The following is a 19,878-nucleotide window of genomic DNA, read 5'->3' as shown; positions in this document are numbered from 1 at the left end:
CGTCGTCCCGGCCGGAGGGCCCACGCTGTGCCTAGCATCGCCGGCATGCCGCGCGACACCACCTCGGGGACCGCCGGGACGGTGCTCGACGGCCGGTACCGCGTCGGCGAGGTGATCGCGCGGGGCGGCATGTCGACGGTGCACCGCGGCACGGACCTGCGGCTCGACCGACCGGTCGCGGTCAAGATCATGCAGCCGTCGCTGGCGAGCGACCCGACGTTCGTGCGGCGGTTCGAGCGCGAGGCCCGGGCGGCCGCCCGGCTCTCCCACCCCGGCATCGTCGCGGTGCACGACCAGGGGCGCCACGCCGACGGCACGATCTTCCTCGTCCTCGAACTGGTCGAGGGCGGGACGCTGCGCGACGTGCTCCGCGAGCAGGTCCGGCTCGCGCCCGCGACCGCGCTGACCGTGGTCGAGCAGGTGCTCGGGGCGCTGTCGGTGGCCCACCGGTCGGGGATGGTGCACCGCGACGTCAAGCCGGAGAACGTCCTGGTCGCGACGACGGGCCAGCTCAAGGTGGCCGACTTCGGGCTGGTCGCGGCGGCGTGGGACGGCGCGGCGGACGGGTCGCTGGACACCGGCGGCTCCACCTCGGACGACCTCATCCTGGGGACGGCCGCCTATCTCGCGCCGGAGCAGGTCCAGCACGGCCGCACCGACGAGCGCAGCGACGTGTACGCCGCGGGGGTCGTGCTGTTCGAGCTGCTCACCGGGGTGCCGCCGCACGGCGGGGACACCGCGCTGGCGGTCGCCTACCGGCACGTGAACGTCGACGTGCCCGCGCCCTCGACCCGCGCCCCGGGCATCCCCCGCGCCCTCGACCGGCTCGTGGTCGCCGCCACCCGGCGCGATCCCGACGACCGCGTCGCGAGCGCGGCGGCGTTCCTCGAGGCCGCGCGCCGGGCGCGGCAGGAGGAGGCGCTGCCGTTCTCGCCGGTCGCGCCGCCCCGGCGGCGGGCCGCCGGCGCGACCCCGCCGCCGCACACCGGCACCCGCGTCTTCACCGGCCCGACCCCCCGCGCCGCCCCGGAGCCCGACCCGGAACCGGAGCCGGAGCCGATCCCGGAGGAGGCCGCCCCCTCGCGCTCGGCCCACGCCGACGTCGCGGACCGCGTGGAGCGGCAGGCCCGGCGGCGGGCCCGCATCCGGTCGCGCCGGATCCTCGCCGCCTGGGTGCTCGGCGTCCTCGTCGCGAGCGTCGCGTCCGGGATCGTCGGGTGGGGCCTGGGGACTCCCTAGAACTCCCTAGTTACGGAGCATCTCCGCGATGAGGAACGCCAGCTCCAGCGACTGCTGCGTGTTCAGCCGGGGGTCGCAGGCGGTCTCGTAGCGGCCGGCCAGGTCGGTGTCGGAGATCTCCTGGGCGCCGCCGAGGCACTCGGTGACGTTCTCCCCGGTGAGCTCCACGTGGATGCCCCCGGGATGGGTGCCGAGGCGGTGGTGCACCTCGAAGAAGCCCTGGACCTCGTCGACGACCTGGTCGAAGTGGCGGGTCTTGAAGCCGGTGGTGGCCTCGTAGGTGTTGCCGTGCATGGGGTCGCACTGCCAGATCACCTGGTGGCCGGACGCGGTCACCTTCTCCACGATGCCCGGGAGCACGTCGCGGACCTTCCCCGCGCCCATCCGCGAGATCAGCGTCAGCCGGCCCGCCTCCCCGCGGGGATCGAGCCGCTCGACGTACTCCACCGCCTGCTCAGGGGTGGTCGACGGGCCGATCTTGAGCCCGATCGGGTTGGCGAGCAGCTCGGCGAACGCGATGTGCGCGCCGTCCAGGGCGCGGGTCCGCTCCCCGATCCACAGGAAGTGCGCGCCCAGGGAGAACAGCCTCGGGTCGTCGCGCTTCGTGGAGTCCAGCCGCAGCAGCGCCCGCTCGTAGTCGAGCACCAGCGCCTCGTGGCTGGCGAAGATCTCGGTGGCGTGCAGCGTGTGGTCGGTGACGCCGCACGCGGACATGAAGCGCAGCGCCCGGTCGATCTCGGCCGCGACCGCCTCGTACCGCTCACCGGCCGCGGAGTTCGCGACGAACTCGCGGTTCCAGTCGTGGACCTCGTGCAGGTCCGCCATCCCGCCAGACGTCAGCGCCCGGACCAGGTTCATCGCGGCCGAGGCGTTGGCGTAGGCGCGGATCATCCGGCCCGGGTCGGGGACGCGCAGCTCCGCGTTCGCAGCCAGCGAGTTGACCATGTCCCCGCGGTACGACGGCAGGCCGAGCGCGTCCGTGTCCGCGGAGCGCGGCTTGGCGTACTGCCCCGCGATCCTGCCGATCTTGACGACGGGGGTGGACGCCCCGTAGGTGAGCACGACCGCCATCTGCAGCAGGGTGCGGATGTTGCCGCGCAGGTGCGGCTCGGTGTTGTCGGCAAAGGTCTCCGCGCAGTCGCCGCCCTGCAGCAGGAACGCCTCGCCCCGGGCCACCGCCGCGAGCTGGCCGCGGAGGCGGTCGATCTCGGCGGGCACCGTGATCGGCGGGACGTGCTCGAGCACGGTGCGCACGTCGGTCACCGCCGCGGCGTCCGGCCACGCGGGCTGCTGGACGGCGGGCCGCGACAGCGCGGCGTCCAGCCGTTCGCGCAGCTCCGCGGGCAGCGGCGGCAGGCCGGGCAGGGCATCCACGGGCAGGTCGACGGACCACACGGGACGACAGCCTACTGTCACGCGACCCGGTGCCGGACCGCCTCACCGCGGACGAAGCGGACGACGTTGGTCACGAACCCGCGCGCCATCCCGGCGTAGGACTGCTCGGTGATCCCGCCGACGTGCGGGGTCACGAGCACGTTCTCGCCCAGCAGCTCGTCGTGCGGGTCGACCGGCTCGGTCCAGGTGACGTCCAGTCCGGCCCCGGCCAGGCGCCCGGAGCGCAGCGCGGCGAGCAGCGCGTCGCGGTCCACGACCGGACCCCGGGCGACGTTGACGACGTACCCGCCCGGCTCCAGCGCCGCGAGCGCCCCGTCGGCGACGAGGCCCCGGGTCTGCTCGGTCAGCGGGCACGCGACCACCAGGTCGTCGCACCCGGACAGCGCGGCCGGGAGGGACCCGCGGCGGTACTCGTCCACCACCGCGGCCGCCTCCGGGTAGTCCGCGGCCTCCCGCCGTCCGATCCCGACGACGCGCACGCCGAAGGCGCGCAGCCGGGCGGCGACCTCGACCCCGATGTCGCCGGTCCCCAGCACCGCGACCGTCCGGCCGCGCAGCATGACCCCCATCGGCGCGCCGACCACCTTCTCCGCGACCCCGGCTCGCGCCTCCTCGTAGCGCCGGAGGAGCGCCAGCAGCAGGAGGACCGCCATCTCGGCGACCGCGGTCGCATTCCCGGACTCCCCGCCCGGCACGTTCGCCACCGGGATCCCGCGATCGCGGGCGGCGGCCAGGTCCACGCCGGACACCCCGACGCCGAACTGCTGGACGAACCGCGCCCCGCACGCGTCGATCAACGGCCCGTCGATCGTGCTGCCCAGCGGGGCGAGCACCTCCGCGGGGACCGGCGCAGAGTGCGGGACGTCGACGAGCTCCGCCCCCGCCAGTTCCGGCGGCGCGAGCTCCGCCAGGGCCTCGGTGAGGCACCGTCGCACCTCGGGGAACCCGCCGCCGACCAGTCCGATACGCACGCCGGGATCCTGGACTCAGACCGGGTCGAGCACGAACACCGGGATCTCCCGGTCGGTCTTCTCCTGGTACTCCGCGTACGACGGGTAGGCGGCCACCGCGCGCTCCCACCACTGCGCCCGCTCCTCGCCCTCGACCAGCCGGGCGCGGTAGGTCTTCGTGACGGTGCCGTCCTGCAGCTGGAACTCCGGGTTGGCGACGATGTTGTGGTACCAGACCGGGTGCTCGTCGGCGCCGCCCTTGGAGGCGACGACGCCGTAGTGCCCGTCGTGCTCCACCCGCATCACCGGGGTGTGGCGCAGCTTGCCGGTCTTCGCCCCGCGCAGGGTCATCAGCACGATCGGCGAGCCCAGGACCTCGATGCCCTCGGTCGTGCCGGTCTCCTGGATCCGCTCGATCTGCTCGCGCACCCAGTCGGTCGGGTTGGTCTCCACCTGCTCGCTCATGCCCGGGGGAACCCGCGCCCCGGGACGATCATTCCGGCTCGCCCATCCGCGCCCGCCAGATCGGGTCGATCACCCGCCACTTGACCAGGTTGTGCCGGGCGTCGGCGAGGGCGTCGTGCGCGTCCGCCGGCGCGGGCGGCAGGTCGGGACGCCCGACGTCCTCCCATCGCTGGCGCAGGTCGCGGGTGTAGCGCGGGAGCGCCCGCGGGAGGTCGGGCATGGCGCCCCACAGCTGGGCGACGACGACGTGGTCGTACGGGGCGTTCCACGCCCACAGCTCGACCTCGCCCGGACCCGCCGTCACGAAGGCGAAGAAGTCCTCCCGGAGCGCCAGGCGGCTGCGCCAGGCGGGGTCCGACGACGGCGGGAGCTTGTCGAGCACGTGCTTGCGGACCCAGGGTCCGGCCTTGAGGGGGTCGAACGCGCGGGAGATGGCGTAGAACTCCCGCCCGTCCTCGTCGACCGCACCGAGGGAGACGAGGTCGATCGTCGTCCCGTCCTCGATGAACTCGCAGTCGTAGAAGATCCGTGCCACGGCGGGCGATTGTGTCAGGCGGCCGAGGCGTCGTCGGCGCTCTCCTTGGCCTTGGAGGCGTACACGTCCACGTACTCCTGCCCGGAGAGCTCCATGATCGCGTACATCACCTCGTCGGTCAGGGCCCGCTCCACCTGGCGGTCGTCGGCGATGTCGAAGTACCGCGAGAAGTCGATCGGCTCGCCGATCGCGATCGTGATCTTCGCCGGGCGCCAGAAGCGGGACCCGACCGGGTTGGCGCGGTCCGTCCCGATCATCGCCACCGGCACGACGGGGACGCGGGCCTCCAGCGCCATCCGGGCCACGCCGGTCCGGCCCTTGTAGAGGCGCCCGTCGGGCGAGCGGGTGCCCTCGGGGTAGATCCCGAACAGGCGGCCCTCGCGCAGGACGCCGATCCCGGTGTCGAGGGCCGCGCGGGCGGCGCGACCGTTGCCGCGCTCGATCGGCACCTGGCCCATGCCGGAGAAGAACCAGCGCTGCAGGGTGCCGATCGGACCCGGCGTCGTGAAGTACTCCGACTTGGCCGGGAAGGCCATGCGCCGGGGCACCATGAGCGGCAGGACGAACGAGTCCAGGACCGCGAGGTGGTTCGAGGCGACCAGGGCACCGCCGGTGCGCGGGAGGTGGTCCGCGCCACGTACGTCGGGCCGGAAGGCCGCGCGCATCAGCGGGCCCATGAGCACCCACTTCATCAACCAGTAGAGCACTGCTCCCCTTCCCCGCGTCCTCGGATGTGGCAGCCTAGGAGCGGCGTGTCCGGCGGACAACGACAGCGCGTCGCCGGACGCTCACCGACCGGTCGCCGACGACACCCCCGGATCGGGGCCCTGCACGTACCGCGCCGGTGTGCGACGTGCCACGATGGACGTCCGGGCGTCGCCGCGCCCGCGAGCGCCAGCCGTGGAGGCCCGAGTGCCGGTGATGCCCGGGGCGGAGCCCTTCTCCGCCGACCCCGAGGGCGCCGAGATCGGTGTCGTGCTGGCGCACGGCTTCACCGGGAGCCCGCAGAGCATGCGCCCGTGGGGTGAGCACCTGACGGCGGCCGGGTTCGCCGTCCGCGGGCCCCGCCTGCCCGGGCACGGGACGCACTGGCGCGACATGCAGGCGACCCGGTGGCCGGACTGGTACGGCGAGATCGCCCGCGCCACCGACGAGCTGCTCGCCCGGTACGACACCGTCCTGGTCTTCGGGCTGTCGATGGGCGGCACGCTGACGCTGCGGATCGCCGAGGAGTACGGGTCCGCGATCGCCGGCATCTGCCTGGTCAACCCGTCGGTGACCACGCTGCGCCGCGACGCCGCCTTCGCGCGCTACCTGGCGCGGCTCTGGCCGTGGGCACCGGGCGTGGCGAACGACGTCGCGAAGCCGGGCGTCACGGAGCTGGGGTACGACCGGGTGCCGCTGCGGGCGTTCGTCTCGCTCACCGAGCTGTGGACGACCGTCCGCGCCGACCTCGCCCGGGTGACCAGCCCCGTCCTGCTCTACCGCTCCACCGACGACCACGTGGTGGAGCCGGTCAACGCCCGCCTCGTGCTCGACGGGGTGTCCGCCACCGACGTCGCGGAGGTGGTGCTGCACGACAGCTACCACGTCGCGACCCTCGACCACGACGCGCTGACGATCTTCACCGGCAGCACCGAGTTCGCCCGCCGGCGGCACGCCGCCCGCACCACCTCAGGGAAGCCCGCATGAGCGCACCCGACCCCGACGACGCCGCCCGCCCGGAGCGCGACGGCGGGTCCGGCGCCGCCGGCGCCCGCCGGTTCGAGCTGCCCGACGACGTCGACGCGGAGTTCGCGGCGATCGTCGCCGACTGGGTCTCGGCGGACGCGCCGCGCTGGCCGGAGACGCCGGACGACACCGACGGACCGTCCTCCGGGATCGGCGTCGCCACGCCCCCGCAGGGCCAGCCGTCCGCGCACCCGGAGCGGCCCGCGGACGAGCTGTTCTCCCCGGCGCCGCGCACGGAGCCGGAGCTGCCGCGGCCCGCCTCCCCCGCCACGCCGCCCCCGGCCGCCCCGCGCCCGCACCGGGCCGAGGACGAGCACTTCGTCCCGCCGGAGCCGCCCCCGCTGCCCCGGATCGGCATGTCGAGCCTGTTCGGCCTGCTGCTGCTCGTCGCGGGGGTCGTCCTGCTCGCGCTGCCCGCCCTGGTCGGCGGGATCGCCGGGCTCGGGATCGTCCCGGGCCTGCTCGCGATGGCCGCCGGGCTGGGCTGGCTCGTCGTCGGGATGCGGCGGCCGTCGGAGTCGAACGACCCCGACGGCACCGTCTAGAGCCCGCGCTCCCGGGCGTCGAGCGCGGCGCCGATCACCCCGGCGTCCCCGCCCAGCACGGCCGGGCGCACGGTCGCGAGCCGACGGTGCCCGCGACCCGTGACCTCCTCGGCGTACACCGCGCACGCGTCGTCGAGGTAGAGCTGCGCGGACGCGGAGACCTCGCCGCCGAGGACGACGACGTCCGGGTCGAACACGTCCGCGGCCAGGGCCAGGCCGCGACCGAGCCACCCGGCGAAGTCGAGGACGACGCGGCGGGCCAGGGTGTCCCCCGCCGCCGCGGCCTGGGCGACGTCGCGGCCCGTGAGCGGCAGGCCGCGCTCCCACTGGGCCCGCAGGGTGGAGAAGTCGTCGCTCGCCGACACCTGTTCGTCCGCGCTCGCCCCGAGGGCGGTGCCGCTGCAGTAGCGCTCCAGGCACCCGCGCTTGCCGCACGGGCACGGGCGCCCGTCCGGCACGACGACGAGGTGGCCCAGCTCCGGCGCGACCCCGTGCGCCCCGCGGAACACCTGCCCGTCCACGACCAGGGCCGCGCCGATTCCGGTGCCCAGGGCGATCAGCACCGCGACCGAGGCGCCCGCCGCCGCCCCGACCCGGTGCTCGGCCAGCCCGGCGGCATTCGCGTCGTGCTCCAGGGTCACCGGCCGGTCGAGGCGGGCCGACATGCGGTCGACCACGGGGGCGTCGCGCCAGGGCAGGTGCGCCCCGAACGAGACCGACTGCCGGGTGGGGTCGACGAAGCCGGCCACGGCCAGGCCCACCGCGCCGACCCCGTGGCCGTCCGCGCGTGCCTCGCCGACCAGGTGCTCGACGAGCTGGGCCACGGTGTCGTCGAGCTCGTCGGGCTGCCGCGGGGTCGGGGCGACCCGCGCCACCAGCAGGGAGCCGCCGTCGTCGACCAGCCCGGCCTTGACCGTGGTGCCGCCGACGTCGACCCCGACGGTCAGCACGGGCGCGGCCGGCGTCGGACCGGGATGCGCTGGACCCCGCGACGACCGCGGGACGGTGCCACGGGGGCGGGCGGCGAGGGTGCCGAGGGGGGTGCCGGGGTCGGCGCCGGCCCGGCGGCGTCGCCCGTCGGGGCGAGGGGGTGCCGGGGGCTCGGCCGCGGGCCGCGCTTCCCGGTCGGGCGCTCGGCCGGCCTCGCGTCCGGCGGGTCGTCCGGCCGGTCGGCCGGCTCGGGCCCGGAGGGCGGGGCGGCGTCGAACACGGCGTGCGGGGCGACGTCCCACGGCACGTCCGGCGCCCAGGTCGGGGTGCCCCACTCGGCGGGCCACCGGTCGGGCGCCGGTGCGGGCGCCGCCGCCGTCGCGGGCTCTGGGTCGGGCGCGGGAGCCGGGGCGTGGTGGTCGTGGGTGCCGGTCGCGTGCGCCTGCACCAGCAGGCGCAGCAGCACGAGCAGGCCGGAGGCCTGCTCGGCGAGGCCGGCCGTGAGCTCGGGCTGCTCCCCGCGCAGCGCGGCGACCAGCGCACACACCGGGCACCACGTGCACGGGCCCGCGCTCTGGCGCGGGCGGCCGGAGCCGTCCGTGGGGCGCGCCCCCTCGACCCGGGTCCCCACCCAGTCGAGCAGAGCGGTCGCGGTCTCGCGGGCCTCACGGGCGAGGCGGTCGCGGGCAGCCTGGTCGGCCCCCTGGTCGGCCCCGGTGCTCCCCCCGGCCCCGCTCATCGCATCCACACCGACGGGTCGGGGCGGAAGGTCACCGAGAGCACGTCGTCGTCCAGGTCGGCCGCGGTCACCTCGCAGCGGCGCAGCACCGGGGGCAGTGCCACGGTGCGGCGACGCCCGCCGACGGTCACCGCCAGGTCGTCCCCGATCCGCGCGAGGTCGACCTCGGCGTCGCCGATGCCCGGGACCTGCAGGTCCAGCGCGTACTCGCTGTCCACCGAGGTCCCCTTCCCCGCGGTGCGCCGCAGCTCCATCAGCGGGCGGGCACACGTCCCGTCCAGCGGGTCGTCGTCGCCGTAGAGGTCCTGCGCGAGCTCGGCGAGGTCCTCGAGCCCGACCGGCTCGCCCGCCCGGTGTGCGACCGTGCGCACCGGCACCCCGGCCCCCGTGGTCAGCTCGGCGAGCTCGGCGAGCACGTCCTCCTGCTCGGCGCGGCGGACGCGCAGCCACTGCACGGCGGCGCTGCGGCCCGCACCCGGGTCGGGCACGAGGCGGTTCGCGACGAGGCCGTCGACGTGCAGCTCGTGCAGGGCCAGCGCCGTGATCGTGCGGCGGGTCTCGGCGGCGACCACCCGCTCCGGGGTGAGCACGAGCCGGATGGTGGTGGTGGACCGGTCCGCGAGCATCGCGCGCAGCCCGGACAGCTGGTCGGCCAGCCGGGAGAGGGACGCCGCGGCCGCGTCCCACCTCGCCACGGTCGCGCCGCTCCCGGCCAGGCCCGCGAGGACCCCGCGGACCGCGCGCCGGTGGGCGGGGAAGAGCCGCTCGAGGTAGCCGCCGAGGGCCTCGGGCAGGCTCAGCAGGCGCAGGGTCTCCGCGGTCGGCCCGCAGTCCACGACCAGGACCTCCCAGGGCCCGTCCTCGGTGGCCCGGCGCACCTGCTCCAGGGCGAGCAGGTCCTCCACGCCGGGCAGGACGGTGAGCTCGTCGGCGACGATGTCCTCGACGCCCGCGCCCGCCAGCAGGGTGCGCAGCTGGGTGCGCAGCGGCTCCCAGGCCTCGTCGACCAGGACGCGGGTGTCGACGTGGGCCGCGAACAGCCCGGGCAGGGACGTGCCGTCGACCTCGGTCGGCTCGCCGCCCAGCGGGACGCCGAACGCGTCGCCGAGCGAGTGCGCCGGGTCGGTCGAGAGCACGAGGACCTTGCGGCCCGACCGCGCCAGGGCCACGGCCGTGGCGGCCGCCGTCGTCGTCTTCCCGACCCCGCCCTTGCCGGTGAAGAGCAGGACCCGCACTAGCCCTCCACGCGTCGCTTGAGGCCGGTCAGCGCCGTGTCCATGATCCTCTTCTCGGCCCGGCGCTTGATCATCCCGGGCATCGGGACCGCCAGGTCCACCGACAGCGTGTAGGTCACGGTCGTCTCCTCCTCGGAGCCCTCCAGCCGGTAGCGCCCGCGCTGGCCGCGCTGCATCTGCCCGGACACGAGGTCCCAGGTGACGCCGTCGTCGACCCAGTCGTACGCGAGCACGTAGGTGTCCTTGAGCGGACCGGCGTCGAGGGTGAACCGGACCTGTTCGGGGCGGCCCTCGTCGTCGTGGGTGAGGACCTTCGCGGAGGTGATGGAGTCCGCCCACTCGGGATAGGCGGGGAAGTCGGCGATCACGTCGAGCACGGACGCCGGAGCGGCCGCGATGGTGATGGACTGCGTGGACTCGTCCGCCATGGCGCGGAAGGCTACCGTCGTCCCGGGGTCGGACTCGCCCCGCCGTCGCCCTCGCCACGCCCGGGGGACGTGTGGCGCGCCCGCCGTGTCGCGTCGGTCACCATCGGGCCACCGCGGGCGTGCCGCGCCGGCGGAAATGCCCGACGTTGAGGCACTCGGTGGGGCCGATCCGGGTGCGCTCCGTGAGCGGGGCGTGCACGTGGCCGTACAGCGCGAGGCGGGGCCGGGTCGCGCGGACCGCCTCGAGCAGGGCCGGCGAGGTCAGTTCGTGGGTGCGGGCCACCACGTCGTACGCGAGCTCCGCGACGGCCGGCGGGGCGTGGCTGCACAGCACGTCGACGGCGCCGAGGCGCTCGACGGCGGCCGTGTACTCCCCCGCCTCCCGCATGTACGACCGGAACGCCCCCGCCCGCGCCTCGACCCCCGGCGGGAGCGGCACGCCCCCGACGAACCCGACGCGGCTGTCGCCGATCCGGACCACCTCGCCGTCCACGGCGCGGACGTGCGGCAGGTCGGCCAGGAACTCCGGCCACATCGCGGGGACGTCGACGTTGCCCGGCATCAGCCACACCGGCACCTCCACCGCCCCGAGTGCGGCGAACATCCGCCGGTACTGGTGGCGGACCGCCTCGTCGACGCGGGCGCGCGGGTCGTCGACGTCCGCCCACAGCGCGCGGGTGAACTCCCGCAGCGCGCCCGGCCCGCCCTCGGAGCGCAGCCGGGCGAACTCGGTGGTGGCCGCCGGGCCGAGGATGTCCGCGAGGATGCCGTGGGTGGGCTCGTCGTAGTCGACGAAGTCGAGGAGGTCGCCGAGCACCACCAGCGCCTCCGCCCCGCGCGCCGCGGCGGCGAGGTCGGCGCTGTTGCCGTGGACGTCGGAGACGACGTGAACGCGCATCAGGTCCCGACGGCGGGGGTGCCGGGCCGCCGCGGCCCGTCCGGTCCGCCCTCCAGGCGGGCCTTGAGCTCGAACGCGATCGCCTTCGCGGCCCGCTGGCGGCGCAGCGCCTCCCGCGCCGGGCCCCGCGGCCCGCGCAGCAGCGCCCGCGCCGACCCGCCGTCGGGACCGGGGGCGGGGTCCAGCCGCAGGAACCAGTGCAGCACCGTCCCGTCGCCGACGGGCTCGCACCACACCTCGGCGCTCCCGACCCACCGCCCGGTCACCGACCAGCGCAGGCCGGCGGCGCCGCGGTCGGCGAACACGTGCAGCTCCAGGTCCGGCCACCGGTGCGGCCAGTCCGCGGGGTCGGCGAACGCGGCGGCCACGACGGCGGGCTCGGCCAGCACGAACGTCTCGTCGATCACGTCCAGGGCGGCCACTCCCGCAGCGTGCCCGACCGCCGCCCGTGCTGCAGCAGCACCCCGAGGCCGTCTGTCCGTTTCGGGGGTTTGGTCGGGTATACCGCCGGGTAGTGACGGCGGGCCCTGCTCGCCCTAGGCTGCGGCGGACCGGAGGTCGCCGGGGACGCCGGTCGAGGCCTGGAAGGGTGTGTGCGGGGTGCAGGAGTACAGCGTGCCGGCGGTGGCCAAGGTGGCCGACGACGACCGGTTGACCGACGCGGTCTGGGCGAACGCCGCCGAGCACCCCTCCGACGCCGCCTACCTGCGGCTGGTCGACGACGCGTGGCAGCCGACGACGTTCGGGGAGTTCCGCGACGAGGTCGTCGCGGTGGCCAAGGGCTTCATCGCCGCCGGCCTGGAGCCGGGCGACCGCGTGGGCATCGTCGCGAAGACCCGTTACGAGTGGACGCTGATCGACTACGCGCTCTGGACGGCGGGCTGCGCCGGGCTCCCGATCTACGAGACGTCCTCGGCCTCGCAGTACGAGTGGTGCCTGTCCGACTCCGGGGCGCGCGGCGTGGTCATCGAGACCGACGAGCACCGGCAGACCCTCGACAAGGTCCGCGGGAACCTGTCGGACCTCGCGCACGTCTGGCAGATCGACGGCTCGTCGCCCGCCGTCGAGGCGCTCAAGGAGGCGGGCCGGGACGTCCCGGACGCCGACGTGGAGGCCCGGCGCACCGGGGTCCGCGCGGACGACCTCGCCACGCTGATCTACACCTCGGGGACCACCGGCCGCCCGAAGGGCTGCGAGATCACCCACCGGAACCTCCTGTTCGAGGTCCGGGCGGCGGGCGACACCTTCGGCTCGATGATGCAGGCGGGGAACTCCACGCTGCTGTTCCTGCCGCTCGCGCACATCTTCGCCCGCGTCGTGCAGATCGCGGCGCAGGAGCAGCGCTACGTGGTCGGCCACTTCGCCGACACCTCGAAGCTCTCCGGCGAGCTGCCGCGCTTCCAGCCGGACTTCCTGCTCTCCGTGCCCCGGGTCTTCGAGAAGGTCTACAACTCGGCCAAGCAGAAGGCCTACCAGGGCGGCAAGGGCCGCATCTTCGACCTCGCCGAGGCGACCGCGGTGGACTACTCGAAGGCCCTGGACGCCGGCGGGGCCGGGATCCTGCTGCGGGCCAAGCACGCCGTGTTCGACGCGCTGGTCTACTCCAAGCTGCGCGCCGCGCTGGGCGGGCAGTGCCGCGGCGCGGTGTCCGGCGGCTCCGCGCTGGGCGCGCGGATCGGGCACTTCTTCCGCGGCGTGGGCGTCCCGATCCACGAGGGCTACGGACTCACCGAGACGAGCGCCGCGATCACGGCCAACGGCGAGGGCGAGATCCGCGTCGGCACCGTCGGCCGCCCGCTGCCCGGCGTGACGATCGCGATCGCGGACGACGGCGAGGTGCTCGCGAAGGGCGACGTCGTCTTCCGCGGGTACTGGAACAACCCGTCGGCGACGTCCGAGACGCTGCAGGACGGCTGGTTCCACACCGGCGACATCGGCACGCTCGACGACGGGTTCCTCTCGATCACCGGCCGCAAGAAGGAGCTGATCGTCACCGCGGGCGGCAAGAACGTGGCCCCGGCGGTCATCGAGGACCGCATCCGCGCCCACCGCCTCGTCAGCCAGGCGCTCGTCGTGGGCGACAACCGGCCCTACGTGGCCGCGCTCGTCACCCTCGACCCCGAGGCCCTCCCGGGCTGGGCCTCCGAGCACGGCAAGTCCGGCACGACCGCCGAGGAGCTGGCGGGCGACGAGGACCTGCGCGCGGAGATCCAGGCGGCGGTCGACGACGGCAACGACGCGGTGTCCAAGGCCGAGTCGGTGCGCCAGTTCCGCATCCTCACCTCGGACTTCACCGAGGAGTCCGGCGAGCTCACCCCGACGATGAAGCTCAAGCGCAACGTCATCGCCGACCAGCGGGCCGACGAGATCGAGGCGGTGTACGCGCAGCGGTAGCCGGTCCCGCTCCCCCGGTTCCGTACGAACGGGTCGTTCGTCACCTTCTATCGTGACGAACGACCCGTTCGTCCCCTTCCCGGGCTTACGCGGGCCGCGCCAACGCCTCGAGGCGGCGGGCCCGCGACGACCACGTCCACTCCGCCTGCATCCACCGGCGCCCGGCCGCACCGGTGCGGGCCGCCTCCTCGGGGTCGGCGAGCAGGTCGGCGACGACCTCGGCGACGTCGGCCGGGTCCCGCCCGTCGGTGAGGCGCCCGGTCCGGGTGCCGGACGGACCGCCGAGCACCGTCTCCGGGGCGCCGCCCGAGCGGCCGGCGACCACGGGGACCCCGCTGGCCGAGGCCTCCAGCAGCACGATCCCGAGGCCCTCCACGTCCAGCCCGCCGCCGAGCGTGCGGCACGGCAGCGCGAAGACGTCGAGCGCGGCGTGGTGGGCCGGGATGTCGTCGTGGGCGAGCGGTCCGGTGAACACGACGTCGTCCTCGACCCCGGCGTCCCGGGCGAGGCGCCGCAGCCGGTCGCGGTCCGGGCCGTCCCCGGCGACGAGCAGCGCCGCCCCCGGGACGCGCCGCCGGATCGCGGGCAGCGACCGGACCAGCACGTCCTGCCCCTTGCGGCGCACGAGCCGCGACACGATCCCGACGACGGGTCGGTCCCCGAGGCGGTAGCGGGCCCGGATCGCGTCCCGGGCCGCCCGGTCGGGCCGGAACCGCGTCGTGTCGATCCCGGAGGGCAGCGGCTCGAGGGCGGCGTCCGGGCCGAGCGTGGCGGCGATGCGCGCCCGGGTGTAGCGGCTGACCGTGGTGACCACGTCGGCCTCGCGTCCGATGCGGTGCAGCAGCTGCCGGCTGCCGGGCAGCATCGACCACCCGACCTCGTGGCCGTGGGTACTGGCGAGGACGCGACCGATACCCGCCCGGCGCAGCGCCGGCGCCATGAGCCCCAGCGGTGCGGCCGCGCCGAACCACACCGTGTCGTGGCCCGCCGCGAGCTCGACGGCGCGGCGCAGGGCGGCCGGGGTGGGCAGCATCATCGTCGTGGCCAGCCGGTGCACCGCGAACGGCTGCGCGGCGTCGAAGGCGGCGCACCGGCCGTCGCTGTCGGCCGCGTCCGGCCAGCTCGAGGCCAGCACGGTCAGCGACCCGGGGGCCAGTCGGACGGCGAGCTCGTGCAGGTAGGACTGGATCCCGCCCGGCCGCGGCGGGAAGTCGTTCGTGACGAGCAGGATCCGGGTCACGGCGGCGAGATGCGGCGGATGGTCGAGACGTTCCGGCGCACCGGGGCCACCTTGACCACGTCCCCGGACTGCGGGGCCTCCAGGAACCGCCCGCCGCCCACGTAGATCCCGACGTGGGTGGCCGGGCTGCCGAAGAAGACCAGGTCGCCGGGCTGGACCCGGGCGGGGTCGACGAGCTGCCCGACCTGCTGCTGGGCGGCCGCGACCCGCGGCATCCCGACCCCGATCTGGCGGTAGGCCCACTGGACGAGCCCGGAGCAGTCGAAGGTGTTGGGTCCGGTGGCGCCCCAGACGTACGGGGCGCCCTGGCGGGAGAGGGCGGCGCGCAGCGCGGCGATCCCCAACGAGTTCCCGGGGACGTCCGTCGGGTAGTCCGTGATCCCGCCGCCGCGCAACAGGGCCCGGTCGGCCCGGGACAGCCGGCCCAGGGCCGCCTCGGCCGCGGCGACGTCGCGGTCGGCCTGGGCCTTCGTGCGGGCGGCGTCCTCGACGGTGCGGGCGGCGTCGTCGGCCGCGCGGCGGGCATCGGTGGCGCGCGCGTCGGCGTCGCGCTGGGCGGCCTCCGCGGACGCCGAGGCGTCGAGGTAGCGCTGCAGCACCGCCCGGTTGGCCGCGGAGACCGCGTCGAGCAGCTCGACCTTGTCCAGGTAGGCCTGCGGGCTCGGGCTGGAGAGCAGCGCACCGAGCTGGTCGAGGTCGCCGCCCTGGTAGGTGCTGCGGGTCAGCTGGTCGACCGCCACGTAGGCCTGGTCGAGCGCCGTCCGCGCCTCGTCGACCGCACCCCGGGCGTCGTCGGCGGCCCGGCGCGTCCGGTCGGCCTCCGCGCGGCGGACGGGCAGCTGTTCCCGGGCTCCCATGGCCGCCTCGTTCGCGGCCTCGGCGCGGGCGTTGGCGTCGGCGAGCGAGCGCACCACGTCGTTGGCCCCGGGCGGCACGATCGGGTCGGCCGCCGCGGTCCCGGCGCCGACCGGCGACAGCAGGCCGGCGAGGGCGAGCAGTGCGACGACGAGGACCGGCAGGGCGGCACCGCGGCGGCGGTGGGGCCGCTGGATGCGGCGCGCGCCGGGGCGGGACGATCGGGGCGTCACGGGTCGGGGAGGTCCTCTCGGCCAGGGCGACTCCCGTCGGACGGCGGGGCGGGGAGCGCGTCCGCGAGAGGTGACGGGACGGTAACCGACCGGCCCCGGCGTCCCGCAGCGTGGTGCCCCGCGACCCTCACCCGGCGTCGCGCCGGCGCACCCGCCCCCCGCGGGGCGCCGTCCGCTCCGGGGCGCCCGGGACGAGCCGGAGGTGCGGGATGAGCCCGTGGTCGGCCAGGACCTCGAGGGCGCGCCGCTCGACCGGCCCGAACTCGACCGGCAGCGGTGCTCCCGGCGCGGCCGGCTCCCGGGGCGTCTCGTCCCGGGCGGGCACCTCCGGCACCCCGAGCAGGACCCCGACGACGCAGTCGTCGCACGCCTGGTGTCGCACCACGCAGCGGTCGCAGTCGATGATCATCGCGGCCTCCGGCCGGTCGGCCCCGGCATCTCCCGGGGAGTCGCGGCGGACGCTAGGTGGGGGGTCCGACAGTCACGGGGCGTCGTGGACCCTGGTGTGACCCAGGTCTCAGATCCGCGCCAGGCGCTCGAGCAGGACGCTCGAGGGCACCGGGTGCGCGCCCTTGCGCCGCACCGAGTCGACGACGGCCCGGTCCGACGTGACCACGACGAGGGGGCGCCCGTCCGGCTCCGCGTCGACCAGGGTGCGGATCAGGTCGTCCGCGATGACGCCCGGCTCGGAGAACAGCACCCGTACCCCGCGGATCGAGGCCGTGGGCACCCCGGAGATGCCCGCGCCGTCGAAGACCAGGGTGGTCTCGGCGTGCGTGCGGGCGGCGAGCGGGCCGACCGCCGCGACCAGCCGGTCCCGCTGGGCCGACAGCGACAGGCCCGGCCACCCGGTCTTGGTGACGTTGTAGCCGTCGACGACGAGGTGCACCGCGGGGAGCGCGAGCAGCCGGTCGAGGGTGGCGGGGTCGGTGACCCGGGCCATCGGGGCGCGCGCCGCCGAGCCGACCAGCTCGGCCGGCCGCGGACCGACCCGCTGGTCGTCGGCGCGCAGGCCCAGCTCGTGGCGCAGCCCCGCGGCGGCGCCCGCGACGGTGTCCACGAGCAGCGCCAGGCGGGCGTCGTCCGCGTGCCGGGCCTCGTGCGCCGCGCGGCGGGCGGACTCCAGCTCGGCGGTGGCGCGGCGGGCCCGGGCCTCGGCCGCCGCGACCGCCTCGTGGTCCCGCGTGCGGTCCCGGCGGAGGTCCTCCAGCTCGCGCACCAGGTCGCCCTGGCCCTCCTCCAGCCGCCGGGCGGCGTCGGCCGCGAGGCTCTCGGCCTGCTTGACCCGGACACCCTGCTCGCGCAGCCGGGCGCGGAGCTTCGCGACCTCCTCGGACAGGTCCGGGGTCGCGTCCCGCGCCCGCGCCCGGGCCTCGTCGCGCTCCGCCGTGACCCGCTCCAGCTCGGCGGCGAGCCGGTCCGCCCGGGTCTGCGCGGCGTCGCGCTCGGCCCGCAGCCTCCCGGCGTCGGCCCGTTCGCCGGCGTCGCGCAGCAGGCCGGCCGCGGCGTCGTCGTCGCCGCGCAGCACCGCGACCGCCGCGGCGTGCACCGGCTCGGCGACGGGCGGCTCCCACTCCTGCGGCCGGTGCTCGAGCCACCAGGCCACGACGTCCTCGGCGAAGCCGTCGGTGGAGCCGAGCGCGGCGAGCAGCGGGCCGGAGCCCACCTTGGCGCGCTTGGCCGGCGCGAAGCGGGCGATCGGGCGGACCGGGGCCGGGAGGTCCGCGGCGGGCATCTGCCCGACGGCGCGGCTCACCAGGTCCGCGACCCGGGCGCGCACCGTCTCGGGGGCGGCCTCGAGGAGCGCGGCGCGTCGGGCCGCACCCTGCGGCGGCGGCGCCACCTCCTCCCCCGCGGTCATGGCGTCAGGCTAGCGACCGCCGGCGCGCGTCGGCGTGACTGTCGGGGGGTCGAACTAGTGTGCGACGCGTGGAGGCACCACGTCCCGTCACCGGGCCCGATCCGCAGCTCAGCTTCGAGGAGCTGGGGACGCCGCTGCACGCGTCGACCTTCGTGGTGCTCGACCTCGAGACCACCGGCGGTCCCCCCGCGGGGCCGGACGCCGCGGGCGGCCCGGACGCGATCACCGAGATCGGCGCGGTGAAGGTGTGCGGGGGCCGGGTCGTCGGCGAGTACGCCACGCTGGTCGACCCGGGCCGTGACGTGCCGCCCCAGATCGTCGCGCTCACCGGGATCACCACCGCGATGGTGCGCGACGCGCCGCGGCTGCCCGCGGTGCTGCCGGGCTTCCTGGAGTTCTGCGCGGGCGCCGTGGTGGTGGCGCACAACGCCCCGTTCGACGTCGGACACCTGCGCGCTGCGTGCCGGCGGCACGGGTCGGTGTGGCCGCGGCCGCCGGTGGTGTGCACCGCGCGGCTGGCCCGCAAGGTCCTCACCCGCGACGAGGCGCCCTCCTGCCGGCTCTCCGCCCTGGCGACGCTCTTCCGCGCCTCCACCCGGCCGGTCCACCGGGCGCTGGACGACGCCCGGGCCACGGTGGACGTCCTGCACGGGCTGCTCGAACGGGTCGGTGGCCGGGGCGTGGCCACGCTGGAGGACCTGCTCGCCCTGCAGGTCGAGACGACGCCGGCCCAGCGCGGCAAGCGCCACCTGGCCGAGGCGGTGCCGCACGCGCCCGGGGTCTACCTGTTCCGCGGGCCCGCCGACGAGGTGCTCTACGTGGGCACGTCCACCGACCTCCGGCGTCGGGTCCGCTCCTACTTCACCGGCTCGGAGAAGCGGGCGCGGGTGAAGGAGATGGTCGGGCTCGCCGAGCGGGTGGACTGGGTGGAGTGCGCGCACGCCCTCGAGGCCGAGGTCCGCGAGCTGCGGCTGCTCGCCGGGCACGCCCCGCGCTACAACCGGCGGTCGCGGTACCCCCACCGGGGCTGGTGGATCACGCTGACCGACGAGCCCTTCCCGCGCTGGTCGGTGGTGCGCACGCCCCGCACCGACGCGGTCGGCCCGTTCGGGCGGCGCCCGGACGCGGTGCGGGCGGTGGAGGCGCTCGGGGACGCGGTGGCCCTGCGGCCGTGCACGCAGCGCATCCCGGCGCGGGGCGGGCGGGGCAGCCCGTGCGCCCTGCACGGTCTGGGGCGCTGCGGGGCGCCGTGCGCCGGCCTCCAGAGCGCGGCCGAGTACGCCCCCGCGGTGGACGGGGCGCTGGAACTGGTGCGCGGGCGCTCCGACGACGGGCTGCTGCGGCTGCACGACCGCGTCGCCACGCTCGCGGCGGGTGAGCGGTTCGACGCCGCCGCGGCCCACCGCGACCGGTTGGCCGACCTCGCCGGTGCGCTCGGCCGGGTGCAGCGACTGTCGGCGGTGGCCGCCACCGAGGAGCTGGTGGCCGCCCGCCCGGACGGCACCGGCGGATGGGAGTTCGCGGTGGTCCGGTACGGCCGCCTGGCCGCGGCCGGGACCGCGCGCCGCGGGGTGCCGCCGATGCCGGTGGTGGAGACGCTCGTGGCCGCCGCGGAGACCGTCCGCCCCGGGGCGGGTCCGCTGGGCGGGGCGCCGCCCGAGGAGGTGGGGGTGATCACCCGCTGGCTGGAGCGTCCGGGCACCCGGATGGTGCGCACGACGTCGCCGTGGGCGGTCCCCGCACGCGGGGCCGGGGCCTGGACCGACTGGGTGGCCCGGGCCAGGGAGGCGGCACGGGCGACGGTCGCCGCGGACGGGGCCGGGACCGGCCCGCCCTCTAGAGTCCCTGCCGAGCCCGCCGGTCCGCCGCGGGTGGGCCGCCACCGCCGACGCAGGGAGCCCCCGTGATCACGGCCATCGTCATGATCCACGCGAACGCCGACCGCATCCCGGAGACCGCGCAGGCGATCGCCGAGCTCCCCGGGGTCACCGAGGTGTACTCGTGCGCGGGCGACGTCGACCTGATCGCGATGGTGCGGGTCCGCGAGCACGACGAGCTCGCCGACGTGATCGCGGGCGGGCTGAGCCGGGTGCCGGGCGTGGTCGACACGTCCACGCACATCGCCTTCCGCTCGTACTCCGCCGGCGACACGGACGCGGCGTTCGCGGTCGGCCTGGACTGAGCGGCCCGAGCCGGGCCGGCCCG

21 protein-coding genes are annotated in these 19,878 nt (G+C 76.4%); 6 read left to right on the top strand and 15 right to left on the bottom strand.

The window, feature by feature from the left end; all coding sequences use genetic code 11:
- The first annotated feature begins 45 nt into the window (after positions 1–45).
- The gene (locus WCD74_RS23950) at positions 46–1,239 is read left to right on the top strand and encodes a protein kinase domain-containing protein (RefSeq protein ID WP_337697406.1); all 1,194 of its coding nucleotides are present in this window, start codon (positions 46–48) and stop codon (positions 1,237–1,239) included.
- Between the two features lie 6 nt (positions 1,240–1,245).
- Here WCD74_RS23950 and WCD74_RS23945 read toward each other — a convergent pair whose 3' ends face one another.
- The 5 genes from WCD74_RS23945 to WCD74_RS23925 are packed head-to-tail and all read right to left on the bottom strand — an operon-like array spanning position 1,246 to position 5,291.
- Positions 1,246–2,634 (bottom strand): class II 3-deoxy-7-phosphoheptulonate synthase, encoded by a 1,389-nt coding sequence (locus tag WCD74_RS23945; protein WP_337697405.1) that lies wholly within the window; start codon positions 2,632–2,634, stop codon positions 1,246–1,248.
- A 17-nt stretch (positions 2,635–2,651) separates the two neighbouring features.
- Positions 2,652–3,605: an NAD(P)-dependent oxidoreductase gene (locus WCD74_RS23940; RefSeq protein WP_337697404.1), complete on the bottom strand. Its 954-nt coding sequence runs from the start codon at positions 3,603–3,605 to the stop codon at positions 2,652–2,654.
- A gap of 15 nt (positions 3,606–3,620) precedes the next feature.
- Positions 3,621–4,049 carry a nitroreductase family deazaflavin-dependent oxidoreductase gene (locus tag WCD74_RS23935; protein WP_337697403.1) on the bottom strand — a complete coding sequence of 143 codons (429 nt, stop codon included), beginning with the start codon at positions 4,047–4,049 and terminating at the stop codon, positions 3,621–3,623.
- Between the two features lie 28 nt (positions 4,050–4,077).
- Positions 4,078–4,584, bottom strand: a complete 507-nt coding sequence (locus WCD74_RS23930) for a polyadenylate-specific 3'-exoribonuclease AS (RefSeq protein ID WP_337697402.1) — start codon at positions 4,582–4,584, stop codon at positions 4,078–4,080.
- 14 nt (positions 4,585–4,598) lie between these two features.
- Positions 4,599–5,291, bottom strand: coding sequence for a lysophospholipid acyltransferase family protein (locus WCD74_RS23925; RefSeq protein WP_337697401.1), 693 nt, complete (start codon positions 5,289–5,291; stop codon positions 4,599–4,601).
- Positions 5,292–5,496: 205 nt separating this feature from the next.
- Here WCD74_RS23925 and WCD74_RS23920 point away from each other — a divergent pair, with 205 nt between their 5' ends.
- Both WCD74_RS23920 and WCD74_RS23915 read left to right on the top strand, forming a co-directional pair.
- Entirely contained in the window at positions 5,497–6,276 is a 780-nt protein-coding gene (locus WCD74_RS23920) for an alpha/beta hydrolase (protein WP_337697400.1), read from the top strand.
- Positions 6,273–6,860: a hypothetical protein gene (locus WCD74_RS23915; RefSeq protein ID WP_337697399.1), complete on the top strand. Its 588-nt coding sequence runs from the start codon at positions 6,273–6,275 to the stop codon at positions 6,858–6,860. The genes WCD74_RS23920 and WCD74_RS23915 overlap by 4 nt, the downstream gene beginning before the upstream one ends.
- Here the strand turns inward: WCD74_RS23915 and WCD74_RS23910 are convergent.
- From WCD74_RS23910 to WCD74_RS23885, 6 genes are all read right to left on the bottom strand, one after another.
- On the bottom strand, positions 6,857–7,810 hold the full coding sequence (locus WCD74_RS23910; RefSeq protein WP_337697398.1) for an ROK family protein: 954 nt from the start codon (positions 7,808–7,810) through the stop codon (positions 6,857–6,859). The genes WCD74_RS23915 and WCD74_RS23910 overlap by 4 nt on opposite strands.
- Complete coding sequence (locus WCD74_RS23905; protein WP_337697397.1) at positions 7,804–8,529, bottom strand: hypothetical protein; 726 nt, start codon at positions 8,527–8,529, stop codon at positions 7,804–7,806. Before WCD74_RS23905 ends, WCD74_RS23910 begins: the two co-directional genes overlap by 7 nt.
- On the bottom strand, positions 8,526–9,764 hold the full coding sequence (locus WCD74_RS23900; protein WP_337697396.1) for an ArsA family ATPase: 1,239 nt from the start codon (positions 9,762–9,764) through the stop codon (positions 8,526–8,528). Before WCD74_RS23900 ends, WCD74_RS23905 begins: the two co-directional genes overlap by 4 nt.
- Positions 9,764–10,192, bottom strand: coding sequence for an SRPBCC family protein (locus tag WCD74_RS23895; RefSeq protein WP_337697395.1), 429 nt, complete (start codon positions 10,190–10,192; stop codon positions 9,764–9,766). Before WCD74_RS23895 ends, WCD74_RS23900 begins: the two co-directional genes overlap by 1 nt.
- A 97-nt stretch (positions 10,193–10,289) precedes the next feature.
- Positions 10,290–11,090: a metallophosphoesterase family protein gene (locus WCD74_RS23890; protein ID WP_337697394.1), complete on the bottom strand. Its 801-nt coding sequence runs from the start codon at positions 11,088–11,090 to the stop codon at positions 10,290–10,292.
- Positions 11,090–11,512, bottom strand: coding sequence for a polyketide cyclase / dehydrase and lipid transport (locus WCD74_RS23885; protein WP_337697392.1), 423 nt, complete (start codon positions 11,510–11,512; stop codon positions 11,090–11,092). Before WCD74_RS23885 ends, WCD74_RS23890 begins: the two co-directional genes overlap by 1 nt.
- A 178-nt stretch (positions 11,513–11,690) precedes the next feature.
- Between WCD74_RS23885 and WCD74_RS23880 the strand changes: the two genes are divergently transcribed.
- Positions 11,691–13,484: an AMP-dependent synthetase/ligase gene (locus WCD74_RS23880; protein WP_337697391.1), complete on the top strand. Its 1,794-nt coding sequence runs from the start codon at positions 11,691–11,693 to the stop codon at positions 13,482–13,484.
- 85 nt (positions 13,485–13,569) lie between these two features.
- On the opposite strand, the gene WCD74_RS23875 is transcribed toward WCD74_RS23880, so the two are convergent.
- The 4 genes from WCD74_RS23875 to WCD74_RS23860 all read right to left on the bottom strand — a co-directional run bounded on the left by WCD74_RS23875 (position 13,570) and on the right by WCD74_RS23860 (position 17,673).
- A complete protein-coding gene (locus tag WCD74_RS23875; protein ID WP_337697390.1) occupies positions 13,570–14,724 on the bottom strand; it encodes a glycosyltransferase family 4 protein in 1,155 nt (384 codons plus the stop codon).
- A complete protein-coding gene (locus WCD74_RS23870; protein WP_337697389.1) occupies positions 14,721–15,812 on the bottom strand; it encodes a C40 family peptidase in 1,092 nt (363 codons plus the stop codon). Before WCD74_RS23870 ends, WCD74_RS23875 begins: the two co-directional genes overlap by 4 nt.
- A gap of 127 nt (positions 15,813–15,939) precedes the next feature.
- A complete protein-coding gene (locus tag WCD74_RS23865; RefSeq protein ID WP_337697388.1) occupies positions 15,940–16,221 on the bottom strand; it encodes a hypothetical protein in 282 nt (93 codons plus the stop codon).
- Positions 16,222–16,329: 108 nt separating this feature from the next.
- Entirely contained in the window at positions 16,330–17,673 is a 1,344-nt protein-coding gene (locus WCD74_RS23860) for an NYN domain-containing protein (RefSeq protein WP_337697387.1), read from the bottom strand.
- A 68-nt stretch (positions 17,674–17,741) separates the two neighbouring features.
- Between WCD74_RS23860 and WCD74_RS23855 the strand changes: the two genes are divergently transcribed.
- The gene (locus tag WCD74_RS23855; protein WP_337697386.1) at positions 17,742–19,580 is read left to right on the top strand and encodes a DEDD exonuclease domain-containing protein; all 1,839 of its coding nucleotides are present in this window, start codon (positions 17,742–17,744) and stop codon (positions 19,578–19,580) included.
- A complete protein-coding gene (locus WCD74_RS23850) occupies positions 19,577–19,855 on the top strand; it encodes an Lrp/AsnC family transcriptional regulator (RefSeq protein WP_337697385.1) in 279 nt (92 codons plus the stop codon). Before WCD74_RS23855 ends, WCD74_RS23850 begins: the two co-directional genes overlap by 4 nt.
- The last annotated feature ends 23 nt before the right edge of the window (positions 19,856–19,878 follow it).

Origin of the sequence: Actinomycetospora aurantiaca (assembly GCF_037401875.1) — a bacterium.
Taxonomy (GTDB): domain Bacteria; phylum Actinomycetota; class Actinomycetes; order Mycobacteriales; family Pseudonocardiaceae; genus Actinomycetospora; species Actinomycetospora aurantiaca.
Note: the sequence above shows the minus strand (reverse complement) of the source record. Positions and strands in the feature narration are given on the sequence as shown.